At 69.3% G+C, this 11704-nt stretch carries 11 protein-coding genes; 5 read left to right on the forward strand and 6 right to left on the reverse strand.

What is annotated here, in order from left to right; genetic code table 11:
* Positions 1–79: 79 nt before the first annotated feature.
* Entirely contained in the window at positions 80–1141 is a 1062-nt protein-coding gene (locus KIS93_RS04285) for a saccharopine dehydrogenase family protein (protein ID WP_186403676.1), read from the reverse strand.
* A gap of 99 nt (positions 1142–1240) precedes the next feature.
* On the opposite strand from KIS93_RS04285, the gene KIS93_RS04290 reads away from it, so the two are divergent.
* Positions 1241–1843: a TetR/AcrR family transcriptional regulator gene (locus KIS93_RS04290; protein WP_186403677.1), complete on the forward strand. Its 603-nt coding sequence runs from the start codon at positions 1241–1243 to the stop codon at positions 1841–1843.
* Positions 1844–1882: 39 nt separating this feature from the next.
* On the opposite strand, the gene KIS93_RS04295 is transcribed toward KIS93_RS04290, so the two are convergent.
* Together KIS93_RS04295 and KIS93_RS04300 are read right to left on the reverse strand one after the other, a co-directional pair.
* Positions 1883–2527, reverse strand: coding sequence for a carboxymuconolactone decarboxylase family protein (locus tag KIS93_RS04295; RefSeq protein ID WP_186403678.1), 645 nt, complete (start codon positions 2525–2527; stop codon positions 1883–1885).
* Positions 2528–2532: 5 nt separating this feature from the next.
* Positions 2533–3423, reverse strand: coding sequence for an SDR family NAD(P)-dependent oxidoreductase (locus tag KIS93_RS04300; protein WP_186403679.1), 891 nt, complete (start codon positions 3421–3423; stop codon positions 2533–2535).
* Between the two features lie 161 nt (positions 3424–3584).
* On the opposite strand from KIS93_RS04300, the gene KIS93_RS04305 reads away from it, so the two are divergent.
* Positions 3585–4844, forward strand: coding sequence for an alpha/beta fold hydrolase (locus tag KIS93_RS04305; protein WP_186403680.1), 1260 nt, complete (start codon positions 3585–3587; stop codon positions 4842–4844).
* 27 nt (positions 4845–4871) lie between these two features.
* On the opposite strand, the gene KIS93_RS04310 is transcribed toward KIS93_RS04305, so the two are convergent.
* Positions 4872–5564, reverse strand: coding sequence for a TetR/AcrR family transcriptional regulator (locus KIS93_RS04310; protein ID WP_186403681.1), 693 nt, complete (start codon positions 5562–5564; stop codon positions 4872–4874).
* Between the two features lie 127 nt (positions 5565–5691).
* Between KIS93_RS04310 and KIS93_RS04315 the strand changes: the two genes are divergently transcribed.
* A complete protein-coding gene (locus tag KIS93_RS04315; RefSeq protein WP_186403682.1) occupies positions 5692–6909 on the forward strand; it encodes a cytochrome P450 in 1218 nt (405 codons plus the stop codon).
* Between the two features lie 169 nt (positions 6910–7078).
* Here KIS93_RS04315 and KIS93_RS04320 read toward each other — a convergent pair whose 3' ends face one another.
* Positions 7079–7834 carry a hypothetical protein gene (locus tag KIS93_RS04320; protein ID WP_186404009.1) on the reverse strand — a complete coding sequence of 252 codons (756 nt, stop codon included), beginning with the start codon at positions 7832–7834 and terminating at the stop codon, positions 7079–7081.
* Positions 7818–9395 carry an AMP-binding protein gene (locus KIS93_RS04325; protein WP_222107234.1) on the reverse strand — a complete coding sequence of 526 codons (1578 nt, stop codon included), beginning with the start codon at positions 9393–9395 and terminating at the stop codon, positions 7818–7820. The genes KIS93_RS04320 and KIS93_RS04325 overlap by 17 nt, the downstream gene beginning before the upstream one ends.
* 804 nt (positions 9396–10199) lie before the next feature.
* On the opposite strand from KIS93_RS04325, the gene KIS93_RS04330 reads away from it, so the two are divergent.
* A complete protein-coding gene (locus tag KIS93_RS04330) occupies positions 10200–10610 on the forward strand; it encodes a CoxS/CutS family dehydrogenase iron-sulfur subunit (protein ID WP_186403683.1) in 411 nt (136 codons plus the stop codon).
* Positions 10607–11503: a hypothetical protein gene (locus tag KIS93_RS04335; protein ID WP_186403684.1), complete on the forward strand. Its 897-nt coding sequence runs from the start codon at positions 10607–10609 to the stop codon at positions 11501–11503. Before KIS93_RS04330 ends, KIS93_RS04335 begins: the two co-directional genes overlap by 4 nt.
* The last annotated feature ends 201 nt before the right edge of the window (positions 11504–11704 follow it).

The following is an 11704-nucleotide window of genomic DNA, read 5'->3' on the forward strand; positions in this document are numbered from 1 at the left end:
TGGCGAGGCCTGTCACCGGGCGGTTCGCGTTGTTCAGACTAAAGGCACGGCCCTGTGTGCGAATCTGTCAAATGACTAGTCAGCTCGCGTTCACCTTCTCGCCGGCGACAACGCTCCATTCGACGCCGTGGGGGGCGAGACAGTCCAGGAAGGCGGCCGAGTCGAACGCCTGCGCCGGGCTGAGCACCCCGGCCTTGGCCTCTCCGGCGGCCAGGCGGCGCGCCGCCTCGACGGTGAACACCGCGGCGCTGCCATAGATGTCGGTGGCGCGCACCACGCCGGTGGCACGCCGGCCGTCCACGCCGATGGCCTCGGCCACGATGGTGAACTCGGCGACGGGGCGGCGTTCCTCAGAAGGGCCCTCGGGCAACTGGCCGATGACGGCGTCCCACTGGTCGGCGGGCAGCTGCATGAGGGAGATCATGTCCGGGGTGAACACGGCCGCGTCGGTGATGATCTCGAGGCGCCGGGCTCGCACGTGTCGGGGGACGGTCACGATCTCCGCACCCGGCCACCGCGCCGTCGGCCTCTCCTCGCTCTGACCGGGGAAGGTGAACGACGTGCGCTTGACGGCCAGTCCCTCGGCGGGCCGCCACTGGCCGTCCTCATAGGCGAGGTCGCCGTCCAGCAGCACCTGCAGCGACGAGCGGATGGTGCCCCGGGTCATGTCGAAGTCGTTGGTCTGATAGGCGATCGTCAGCTCGTCCAGCGGCTCCACCTCGGCGCCCGCAAGGTGCGCGATCATGTCGCCCGGCAGGATGTCGAAGCCCACCGCTGGCACGACGCTCACCCCGGCCTGCTCCGCCCGCTCGGCGTAGGTGTCGAAGACGTGTCGCAGGAACAGCTGCTCGGCGGAGGTGTCGACGTAGTGGGCGCCGGCCGCGATGGCCGCCCGGACCACCGGCTCGCCGACCTGCGAGAACGGCCCGGCGCAGCCGACGACCACGTCGCAACCCTCGAACGCGCGGGCCAGCGCTGGGGCGTCGTCCACGCCGGCCACCCTGACCTCGGCCCCTTCGGCGACCTCCCGCAGCCTGGACTCGTCCCTCCCGGAGACCACCACGTCGAGCCCTCTGCGGCGCGCTTCGGCCGTGACCAGTCTCCCGGTATAGCCGCTCGCCCCGTACACCGCGACCTTCATGTCGAAACTCCTAGCTCGTCGTGATCGGTGCCTCGACCATAGAAGCGTACGATCGTATTTGTCAATGCGATCGATCGTATTCCGACGTATGATAGCGACATGCCCACAACCCGCCCCGGAGACGAACGCCGCCGCGCCATCCTCGAGCGCGCCCTGAACGCGGCCACCCTCGACGGCCTGGAGGGGATCACCCTCGGCAAGCTCGCGACCACGCTGGGCATGAGCAAAAGCGGCGTACAGGGCCTGTTCGGCACCAAGCAGGAGCTGCAGCTGGAGATCGTGGCGACGGCGACACAGGTCTTCGAGGAGCGAGTCCTGCGCGTGGCCGAACGCGCCGACGACGGGCTTCCCCGGCTACGGGCGCTGGCGGATGCCTGGATCGGCTACCTCGACACCTTCGACGGCGGCTGCTTCTTTTGTGCGGTCGCCCCCGAGTTCGACGGCCGCGAAGGACCCGTCCGCGACGCGATCGCTGAAGTGGCCCTCACCAGCGACAAGATCCTGCACAAGCAGATCCGCCTTGCCCAGCGCCTGGGCGAGCTCTCCGAAGACCTGGACGCCGAACAGTTGATCTTCGAGATCCACGCCGCGGTCCTGCAGGCCAACTACGCCCGCCGGCTTCTCGGCCGAGCGGACGCCTACGACCGAGCACGCCGCGCCATCCACGACCGCCTCGACCGCGCCCGGCCCGCACGAGCGTAGTCATCCCTCAGCCGCCAAGGGCGTCGCGCGCGGGTGTGGTCATCCCCGGCTCTCAAGGGCGGCGAGGGCCTCCAGGGCCTGCCACACCTTGCCCGCACCGAGCTCCCCCATGAGCCGCAACAGGTTACGCAGGGTCTCCGCATCGACGCCGGCGGCCCTGGCCGCCTCGACGTGGGTCCGGAACGGCTCGCCAAGCGTCTGGTAGAAGACGTCGACCGCCACGCAGAGCAGGGCCCGCTCGCGGGCGGTCAGCAGCGGACGCCCCCAGCGGGTCTCCTCCTGCTGCCGCAGCCAGTCCGCGAAACCGCCGTCGACCTCAGGCGGCGCGGGCGGCTCCCCTGCGGGGTCGCCAACTGAGGCGGGAGCGGAATCCGCGCCGTCCGCGATCTCCCGCAGGCGTACGAAGGCCTGCACGACGGCCGGATAACCGGCGTACGGGGCCAGGTGCCGCAGCACCTCGCGCAGTTCCTGCCAGGGCAGCCCCGCCTGGAGCCCCAGCGACAGGTGCAGCTCGTACGGCACGCCGAGGTGCCCGTTGCAGACGTCGCCGGCCAGCCAGATCATCACCTTCTCCCGCAGAGCCAGCCCGGGCACACTCATCGCGTGGCCGCCGGCCTCCACGGCCATCGGACCGAAGTCGTCGTCCAGGACGACGACCCGCTCGACAGGCAGATCCACCGACATGGTGATCACACTCCCGCAGTGGTCGAAGAAGCAGAGGAAGCTCGGTCGAGGCCGAGCATGCGCAGGAACAGGGCGTCCATCGCGCGGTCCGGCAGCACGCGCCGCAGCCGGGTGAGCAGCCTGGCGTGCCCGCCGGCGGGGTAACGCGTGCGCGGCCTGGGCGCGGTCATCGCCTGCACCACGGCCCGGGCGATCACCTCCGGAGGGCTGCCCGTCCGTTCGTGACCGGCCGCGATCTTCTCGATCACGTGCAGGAACGTCGCGCCGTAGTCGGCCCGGCCGCGCGCCGTGAACAGCTCGGCGACGGCGCGGCGGCCGTTGTCGACCAGTTTGACGGGGGCCCTGCTTTGGGTGGCGCCCGGCTCCACGATGCTGACCTGCACCCCCCACGGGCGCAGTTCCATGCGCAGCGCGTCGGTCACCGAGACCAGCCCGTGCTTGGCGACTGTGATGGGGCCGAGGAACGGCAGTGTGATGCGCCCGCCCTCGGAGCCCACGTTGACGATGCGCCCCCTGGCCCGCTTGATCAGCGGCAGGAACGCCTGGGTGACGGCGAGCTGCCCGGTGAGGTTGACCTCGAGATGCTCCCGGAACACCTCCAGCGGCACGAGCTCCATCGGCCACGGCGCGCCGCTCCCGGCGTTGTTGACCAGCCCGGCCAGCCCTGCCGCCCCCGTGGCCTCCTGCACCCGCGCCACCGCGGTGGCGATCGACTCCGCGTCGGTGACGTCGATGCGCACCGGGACGATGCCGCCTCCGGACGTGGCGCGCAGGTCTTCGGCGTCCGCGAGATCGCGGACGCCGGCGAACACGGTGAAGCGCTTGGCTCGCAGGGCCAGGGCGGACGCGCGGCCGATGCCCGACGAGGTCCCTGTGATCACTACGGATGGCGGCATCGTCATCTCCTCCCGAGATAACTCAACGGTGATGAGTTCACCATAACTGCAGCCCGACCAAGAACTCAACGCCGTTGAGTTAAGTCGGGCCGGAAGAACTGTCACACCGCGCCGCCCTGCTCCGTCCATAGCTCGATCAACTCACCGTCGAAGGAATCGACATGAACCTCTTCCGCAGATCCGTGATCGCGGTGCTCGCCGCCGCGACCGCGATGATCGCGGCCCAGCCGGCATCCGCCCAGGCCGATCCCTACCTGCCCTACCCCTGCGACACCTGGTGCCAGGCTGCCCTGCAACAGCAGCAGGCCAACGCCCTGCCCCGCACGCGCTTCTACGACGCCCCCGTTCCCCTGCCCTGGGCACCGGCGGGCACCCTCATCCGCCAGGAGGCCGCCAAGGACTACGCCACCGCGGGCCGGCCGCTGCCCGCCACCCGCCTGCTCTACCACTCCCGCACGGCCGACGGCCGCGACCGCGCGGCGTCCGGAGTGGTCCTCCTGCCCAAAGGCAGGGCGCCGAAGGGCGGCTGGCCGGTGGTGGTGGACGCCCACGGGGCCAGCGGGACCGCCCGCGACTGCGCCCCCTCGTTGATGCGCGACCTCTACCACGGCGACCAGATGGCCCGCTTCCTCGACAGCGGGTACGCCGTGGTCGCCCCCGACTATGCCGGCCTGGGCACGAGCGGAGGGCACGCGCTCGGCGACAAGACCGCCGCCGCCAACGACGTGATCCACGGACTGCGCGCGGCCCGCGACGCCGTGCCCAGCCTGTCGCGCAACTGGGTCATCTGGGGCCACTCACAGGGCGGGGCGGCGGCGCTGGCCATCGCGGAAGCGCAGGTCCACCGGCCCGAACCCGGCTACCTCGGCGCCGTGGTCACCGCACCCGGCGCGAACATCACCCAGATCGTCCGGCACGCCGCCGAGCAGCCCGGGCTCGGCGGCTTCGTCCCGCTGATCGCCGCCGGCGCCAAGGCGTCCGACCCTGGCCTGCAACTGTCGCGGCTCCTGACGCCCCAGGCGATGGCCCGGCTGGACGCGGTGGACAGCCAGTGCCTGGGCGTGGTCGCGGCCGTCTACACCGACCTGACCGGCGCCGCGCTCGTCCGGCCGGGATATCTCACCGAGCCGCGCTTCGCCCGCTTCCTGGAGCGCAACAGCACGGGCCGGAGCCCCGTGGCCGGCCCGCTGCTGCTGCTCCAGGGCGAGGCCGACACCCTGGTCACCCAAGCCATGACCGACGAGGTGGCCGGATCGCTGTGCCGTACCGGGGCGCGCGTCGACTACCGAACGTATCCGGGGCTGGCGCACGACACCTATCCCGGGCAGGTCACCGGCATCGACGACGGCGCCATGCCCGACATCCTGGAGTGGATCGGCGACCGTTTCGACGGCAAGCGCGCCACCTCGACCTGCTCCTGAACGAACGGCCGGGCGCTTTGGAAGCTTTCAGGACACCTCAGCATCATGCGCCGGTCTCGCAGGGGAGTCGGCTGGGGCCCCGCTGATGTCGGTGAGGCTGATCGGCTGGCCGGCCAGCGCTGATTCGGGCTGGACGCGCAACCCGTCGATCATGAGCTCGACAGTACGGTGCGGGAGCGAATCGATGACCTTGGGAGGAAGCCCGGGGAACCGGTAGATGAGCAGGGCGGCGAGCACCGCGATGTCCCCCGCGGCGACATCCGGTCGCATCGCCCCCTGCTGCTGGGCCATCGTCACCATACGGTCGACCTCGCTGAACAGCGCCTCCCGGACAGGGGCCAGCTCGCGGTCCAGAGCTTCGCGCTGAGAGACATCGAGATTCCAGGCGATCATGGACAGACGTAGCCCGGTGGAACGTCGCACGAAGCGGGTCAGCGCGCTCCAGGCGTCGGGTTCCTCTTCGCGCGCCGCACGTCCCTCCTGAAGCAGCTGCTCGAACATATCGAGCGCCACAGCGCGGATCAGCGCCTGACGGTCGGGAAAGCGTCGATAGAGGGTGCCCACGCCCACGCCGGACCGGCGGGCGATCTCCTCCATCGGCACGTTGACGCCCTGTTCGGCGAAGGCCAGGCGAGCCGCGGCGAGGATCTGCTGTTTGTTGCGCTGGGCGTCCACGCGTAGACGCGGATCGCGGCGGTCCTCGTAGTCATCTTCCACCATGCGGGTTCCCCTTCGGCCTGCCGACCTTCTCGATATCACAGGTTCGTCCCGAAGATGATGTGGACGATTTTCTTCCGGTTGCATATACTCAACCGGAAGAAAATCGTCCATTTGTGATGGGAGTCCCATGACCGACGTGGTCGACTTCGAGCTGAACGCCTTTCCTCCGCGCCGCACCTGTCCGTTCTCACCGCCGCCCGAATACGCCCAGCTGCGCGCCGAGCGGCCGGTTGCGCTGGTCAAGACGCCCGCCGGGGAGAAAGTCTGGCTGATCACGGGGTACAAGGAGGTGCGCCAGATCCTCGCCGACCCCAGGGTCAGCGCCGATCGAACGCACCCCGCGATGCCCAACCCGCTGATGGATCTGCGTACTATGCAGCGGCTCAGCAGGGAGGCCCGCCCCATGATCATGATGGATCCGCCCGAGCACACCACACACCGGCACATGATCATCAACGAGTTCACGGTCAGGCGGATGACGGCCTTGCGCCCCCGCATCCAGGAGATCGTCGACGACTTCGTGGGGCAACTGCTCGCCGGGCCTCGGCCCGCCGACCTGGTACAGGCGCTGTCGCTCCCGGTGCCGTCCCTGGTGATCTGCGAGCTGCTCGGCGTGCCGTACGACGACCACGACTTCTTCCAGAGACGGTCGAACACCCTGCTCGACCGTTGCCGGACGCCCGACGAGCGCGTCGCCGCTGCAGGTGAATTGCATGGCTACCTGGACGAACTGGTCGTTCAGAAAGAAGAGCAGCCGGGGGACGACCTGATCGGCAGGCTGGTCGTCAAATACCGTGAGGCGGGCTCCTACGACCACGCGTACATGGTGGCCACGGCCCAGTCGCTGCTGAACGCCGGACACACGACCACTGCCAACATGATCTCCCTCGGTGTCCTGGCTCTGCTACAAAACCCAGAACTGCGCGCCGGGATCACCGCGGCCTCTGACCTGACCCCGCAGGTGGTCGAGGAGCTGTTGCGCTACTTCAGCATCGGAGAGCTGGCGATGGCGCGCGTGGCCACGGCCGACATCGAGATCGGCGGCAGACTCATTCGCGCAGGGGAAGGTCTGCTCGCGCTCGGCGCCGCCGCCAACCGTGACCCTGACGTCTTCGACAATCCCGACCAGCTCGACTTCCACCGGGGTGCCCGGCAACACGTCGCCTTCGGCTACGGGGTCCATCAGTGCCTCGGGCAGAACCTCGCGCGGCAGGAGCTGGAGATCGTCTTCAACACCCTGTTCGGGCGCATCCCCGGCCTGCGGCTCGCCGTGGCGGTGGACGAGCTCCCGTTCAAGGACGACTCCCCCGTGTACGGCCTCCATGAGATGCCGGTGACCTGGTGAACGGAGGCGGCCCCGCACACCCCCGCTTCGTTCCCTTGCGCCACCGTCACCGGGACCGGCGCCCGGCTCCTGCCGGCTCGCTCACACCGGGAACAGGACCCCGCCTGGCCGAGGACGGTTGACGAGGACCATGGTCCTCCTCCTGAGTCGAGGGAGGAAACCAGCGTGATCACCGCTGTCTTCTCCGGCGGGGCCGTTGCCGGTGCCACGGAGGGACGCGATCGACCGCCGGCCGCGCCGGGACGGCCCGCCTCGCCTTCGCGGCCTTCTTGACCGTCCGGAAAGCAAGACCCGCGGTGACCGGTCCGCCGAGCCCGGCCAGCGCCAGGAGCACGCCCTCGGCCCACAACGCCGTGCCGAGGCCCTCCAAGTCAGCACTGACCCGCGGCTGGACGCGCCGCCGCGGATCCACCATCACCTCGATGGCCGTACCGACCTTGGTCTGGCACGCCGCCCGATCCGGCAGGGTCTCGACGGGGAAGTCGTCCGTCCACTGATCGGCGAAGGCGCCGCCCAGGATGTACCGGCAGTGCACCCCGCGCCTGGCCTTGTCCACCTGCACCAGGGAGATCCGGGCCTGCTGGGGCACGCCGTACCAGTGCTGGTACCCCTGCTCCAGGTGGATGGCCGCGTTGACGCCGAGGCCGAGGCCGAGCAGCATGGCCACGGCGAAACACACGAGCACGGGCGACGGATCCCCCTCCACCAAGACGCCGGCCACGACGGACAGCGCGGCACCGGCGAGGATGCCGACGACCAGCGCCAGAGCCGCCCATCCTGTGCTGGCCGTCGCCGCGAACACCCCCACGGTCGCGCTCAAGGGCAGCAGGCAAACCAGCAGGAAGGCGGCACCGGCCAGCAAGGCTCGCGGCAGCGCGCGCGGACGTTCCTCAGCCGCGGGTGACGGGTCAGTCGCCCGCGTCACGGAGCTCTCGTCGCAGGATCTTGCCCGAGGCCGAGCGCGGCACCGCCTCGACGAACCGCACCTGACGCACCCTCTTGTACGGGGCCACCAGCCCCGCCACGTACGCCATCACCTCATCCTCGTCCAGCTCGCTGCCCGGCCGCCTGACCACGACGGCCCTCGGCACCTCGTTGCCCTCGGCATCGTACACACCGACGACGGCGGCGTCGGCGATGGCCTCGTGGGCGAGCAGCAACGCCTCCAGCTCGGCCGGCGGCACCGGGTACCCCTTGTACTTGATCAGTTCCTTGACCCGGTCGACGATGTAGAGCCAGCCGTCGCCGTCCATCCGGCCCACGTCCCCGGTGTGCAGCCAGCCGCCCTCGTCGATCATGGCGGCCGTGTCACCGGAACGGCCCAGGTAGCCCTTCATCACCTGCGGGCCGCGAATGGCGATCTCCCCGGGCGCGCCGGCCGCGGCATCCCTGCCGGGGGCGGCCAGGTCGAGCAGCCGCAGCTCGGTGCCCGGCAGCAGTCGTCCGACCGTACCGGCGGGGGCGTCCGTCCCGCCGCGCGGGCACAGGCTGACGCCGGGCGACAGCTCCGTCATGCCGTACCCCTGCACGACGGACGGCAGGCCGAGCCGGCGCGCACATGCCTCGGCCAGGCCGGCGTCCAACGGAGCCGCCGCCGACAACACGAACTCCAGGGACGACAGGTCCCGCCCGTCTACCGCCGGGTGCTTGGCGAGCATCAGCACGATCGGCGGCGCGACGTACAAGCTGGCGATCCGGTACCTCTCGATCGCCGTCAGGAACTCTGCCAGGTCGAAACGCGGCAGCACCACCACGGTCGCCCCCATCCGCAGCGGGGTGTTGAGCAGCACGGTCAGGCCGTAGATGTGCGAGAACGGCAGCACCGCCAGCAGCGGCTCCCCCACCCGGGAGGGCAGGAACGCCTCGATCTGGATGAGGTTGGTCGCCACGTTGCTGTGCGAGAGCATCACTCCCTTCGGCGCCCCCGTGGTTCCCGAGGAGTACGGCAGCACTGCCAGATCCTCGCGCGCGTCGAACACGATGAACGGCTCGGGCGCCGTGGAACGCTGCATGTCGAGGATCGAGGGACGACCGTCCTGCTCGGGACCGCAGAGGAAGATCTCCTCAACCCCGCCCGCGCGCTTGGCCGCCTCTTGCGCCACGCCCAGCCCGGCCGGGACGGTCACGACCCACCGGCACCGCGAGTCGGCCAGTTGGCCCGCCATCTCCGGGACAGTGGCCTGCGCGGACACCGGTGTGACCACCGCCCCGGCCCGCAGGACCCCGTAGAACACCACGGGATACAGGACGGAGTTGGGGCTGTGCAGGGCCACCACGTCGCCCTTCCGCACCCCCGCCGCGGCAAAGGCGGCGGCCAGGCGCCTGGATCGCTGGTCGAGCTGACGATAGGTGGTCACCTCACCAGTGAGGCCGTCGATCAACGCCGGCCGGTCACCGAACTCCGCGGCACGCCGGAGCACCACCTGATGCACGGGCGCCTCGATGAGGCCGATGTGCGGGTGCTCGCTGGTAAAGATCACGGACATCGCCCCCTGTCGCCCGGTGGACGCGCCGCGTCCACCCCCGCATGAACGATAGAAGCGCAGCGATTCCCCTGAATCCGTCGAACGACTGGAATCGGGCGCCGTCCCCGTCGCGATGTGTGCACCACCCCGAGGTCAAGAACGGCGGCCCATGACCGGCCGTACAACAGACCCGCCGCCTGCGACACCGGCTCGTACGTTGTCCGCCACCGGACCCAGGGCCGGTGCCTCATGATCTCGACAGGCAGTGTCCCAGCATGGATCTGCCACTCAGCGGCCACATGGCCGTGGCCACCGGGGCCTCCCAGCGCATCGGGCTGACCGGGCCGGATCTTGTGCACGTGTCGATGGACCTCACCCACGCGGCTCCGGCGCCGACTGGGCGGGCATGTTCGAGCTGGAATTCTTCGCCGTCATCCGGACCGCTTGCGCGGCCCTTCCCGTGAGGCTGGGGCTGGGGGTGGCGCCACCGTCAACGTCTTCATCATCAAGACCATGCTGCCGCTGCCCATGCTGGTGGAGTTCGGCAGCCGTGGCGTGTGCGTGCACGGCGGCTGCGGAGATCACCATCGACTCCGGGGCGCTCAAGCAGGTTTGATCAGCCGGACCAGTCGCACGACCGATACCTCCGGGAAGAGGGATACCTAGGGTTCAGGTGATCACGATCACCACAGCCGCAGAACAGGAGGTGCCATGGATATCTGGTACCCGCCCTTCAAGTAGCGCCATCCCATCAGGGACACGAAGGCATGCCTGGTCCTGGTGCGAGCGCCGGGACCAGGAACGGGCAGCGGAGGACGGCGCAACATGGACGCCGAAATCGTGCTGCGGGCGGACGGGCTAAAGCCTCGGCTCAAGGTCGACACCCGCACCACAGTGCTGGACGCCCTGCTGGAACGGCTGGGCACCACCAGTCCCGAAAAGGGCTGCGATCACGGCAAGTGTTGGGCCTGGACCGTGCTGCTCGACGGCCGCCGGGTGACGAACTGTCTCATGCTGGCCGTGGCGAACGGCCGAGCCGAGATCGTCACGGCGGCCGGGCTGGCCAACGGCGGTGAGCTGCGGTCCGACAGCGGAGGCATGTTTCCTCCTTGCTTTCGTGCCGACCTGAGAGCGAAATGTCCGGCCCATGCCCGTCTAATGTCCTGGTTTCCACTGAGCCGCCGAAAGACCATGGGGTGTAAAGGCGCCATCCACACCGGGTCAGGAGATTCATGAAGAAGCCACTCTCCATGTTGGCGGCGGCCGCCACGATCACCCTCGCCCTCCAGCCGATCCCCGCCTCGGGATCGACCACAGGTCACCGGAAATCGCCGTCAGAATGCGACAGCATAAAAGACAAGAGCGCCGCAATCCGCGATTTCGCCGAGTACGTGAGCAGTAAATGGAAGCTCAGCATCAAGACGCAGGACTACGAGATGCGGCCCTTCGACGCCGGCTGCGTCATCCAACCCAAAGGCGCCACACCCGTCACAGCTCAGGGCGACCCGAACTCCGCCGGTGGCTCGATCACCGTCAGCGCAGTGGAAACCGCGCCACCTCCCGAGACGCCTCCTAGCGGCGGAGCGGCCATCCAGCAGGAGGCCACCTGGAGCGAGCCCACCTGCCGCGAGACCTTCGACTCGGCAGGTATCGGAAAGATGCGCGCCTGCGGGCAGTGGGGCCGGATGGACTACGAGGGGGCGACACACATCAATTACGCCTTCAGAAGCTACGCGTCATGCGGCGCGCGCGAGGGCGGCCCCATCGCCACCTACGTCTCCGAGTGCTACGTGGAGACCGATCCCCTCAGCCCGACGTCTACGACTCTGGTCTGGAATGACTGGAGCCCGAAATCGACCGCCGAGTTCAACCCCTGCGGAAGCCTCGGACTCAACTTGGGAGTGGGACCGGTCTCGGCCTCCTACACCGTCAACACGTGCGAGAAGCTGATCCCCGCCTGGGGAACGTATGCGCCAGACTTCAGAGCCACCTGGAAGGGCAAGTCGTATTTCGCGGAGGATGTGCGGGAGACCGCCGCGATGGTCGGCTTCTGGAGCCAGGGCACCGGCTCTCCCAGCATCTACTACAGACACGGCTACACGGTCGCCGTGGGCCCTCCGGCGCGCTGACTCAGCACAGCGTATCGGTGAAGACCCCGGCAGAATCCATTACCAGCCGCTCGCGTCTGTCACTTCAACCCAGAAAACCACTCCGGCAGGAAATCCCTCCGTCCGGCGGGCGAACATCCCCCTATTCGCGGGCGATAGTGACCGGCATTCGGAGCACAACATGCAGGATCTCTTCGGCTGCAGCACCATGGCCACGGGTGC

Source organism: [Actinomadura] parvosata subsp. kistnae (assembly GCF_900323885.1).
Classification (GTDB): Bacteria; Actinomycetota; Actinomycetes; order Streptosporangiales; family Streptosporangiaceae; genus Nonomuraea; species Nonomuraea composti.

Bases quoted from the DNA above. Each gene is read 5' to 3' on its own strand.
- KIS93_RS04330 (WP_186403683.1), top strand. From the start codon at position 10,200: ATGGACGCCGAAATCGTGCTGCGGGCGGACGGGCTAAAGCCTCGGCTC.
- KIS93_RS04305 (WP_186403680.1), top strand. From the start codon at position 3,585: ATGAACCTCTTCCGCAGATCCGTGATCGCGGTGCTCGCCGCCGCGACC.
- KIS93_RS04285 (WP_186403676.1), bottom strand. From the start codon at position 1,141: ATGAAGGTCGCGGTGTACGGGGCGAGCGGCTATACCGGGAGACTGGTC.
- KIS93_RS04335 (WP_186403684.1), top strand. From the start codon at position 10,607: ATGAAGAAGCCACTCTCCATGTTGGCGGCGGCCGCCACGATCACCCTC.
- KIS93_RS04315 (WP_186403682.1), top strand. From the start codon at position 5,692: ATGACCGACGTGGTCGACTTCGAGCTGAACGCCTTTCCTCCGCGCCGC.
- KIS93_RS04310 (WP_186403681.1), bottom strand. From the start codon at position 5,564: ATGGTGGAAGATGACTACGAGGACCGCCGCGATCCGCGTCTACGCGTG.
- KIS93_RS04300 (WP_186403679.1), bottom strand. From the start codon at position 3,423: ATGCCGCCATCCGTAGTGATCACAGGGACCTCGTCGGGCATCGGCCGC.
- KIS93_RS04290 (WP_186403677.1), top strand. From the start codon at position 1,241: ATGCCCACAACCCGCCCCGGAGACGAACGCCGCCGCGCCATCCTCGAG.
- KIS93_RS04325 (WP_222107234.1), bottom strand. From the start codon at position 9,395: ATGTCCGTGATCTTTACCAGCGAGCACCCGCACATCGGCCTCATCGAG.
- KIS93_RS04295 (WP_186403678.1), bottom strand. From the start codon at position 2,527: ATGTCGGTGGATCTGCCTGTCGAGCGGGTCGTCGTCCTGGACGACGAC.